Annotated in this window: 1 pseudogene; it reads left to right on the forward strand. The window is 82.9% G+C overall.

From position 1 onward, the window contains the following. A pseudogene (locus ACQRUO_RS39535) lies at positions 1–904 on the forward strand (chromosome segregation protein SMC); the annotation flags it as partial.

The following is a 904-nucleotide window of genomic DNA, read 5'->3' on the forward strand; positions in this document are numbered from 1 at the left end:
GGGCGCCGCGGCCGATGCGGTCGCGGTGGCCGACCTGGCCGCGGCCGCCGCGGCGCTGGAGCTGCTGCGCGAGCAGGACGCCGGGCGGGCCGCCCTGCTCGTCGCCGGTGCGCCCGAGCCGCCGGCCCGACCGGAGCACTCGGCCCGTCCCGAGCTGCCCGGCGCGTGCTGGGCTGCCGACCTGGTGGCCGGCCCCGCCGAGTTGCTGCCGGCGGTCCGCGGCCTGCTGGCCGACACCGTGGTGGTCGCCGACCTGGCCGCGGCCCGGGCGCTGCTCGCCGACCGGCCGCAGCTGACCGCGGTCACCGCCGAGGGCGACCTGCTCGCCGCCCGCCTCGTCCAGGGCGGCTCGGCCGGTTCGCCCAGCCTGCTGGAGACCCAGGCCGCGGTGGACGCCGCCGCCCGCGGGCTGGCGGAGCTGGTCGACCGCTGCGCGGAGCTGGCCGAGCGGCTGGCGGCGGCCAAGGCGCGGCGCCGGGAGTGCGCCGAGCAGGTCGAGCGGCTGGCCGTCGAGCGGCGCCGGGCCGAGAAGCAGCGGGCGGAGGTGGCCGGTTCGCTCGGCCGGCTCGGCGGCCAGGCCCGGGCGGCTGCCGGCGAGGCCGAGCGGGCCGCGGCCGCGGTGCAGCGCGCCGAGGAGGGACTGGCGGCGGCGCTGGAGGCGGCGGAGGAACTGGCCGCCCGGCTGGCCACCGCCGAGGAACTGGCCGAGGAGCAGGGCGCGGAGCCGGACCCCGCCGAGCGCGACCGGCTGGCCGAGGCCGGCACCCGGGCCCGGCAGGCCGAGCTGGAGGCCCGGCTCGCGGTGCGCACCCACGAGGAGCGGGTCCGCTCGCTGGCCGGGCGGGCCGATGCCCTGGACCGTGCGGCGCGGGCCGAGCGGGAGGCCCGGGCCCGGGCGGCCGAG

The sequence above is a fragment of the Kitasatospora sp. LaBMicrA B282 genome (assembly GCF_050325825.1).
Classification (GTDB): Bacteria; Actinomycetota; Actinomycetes; order Streptomycetales; family Streptomycetaceae; genus Kitasatospora.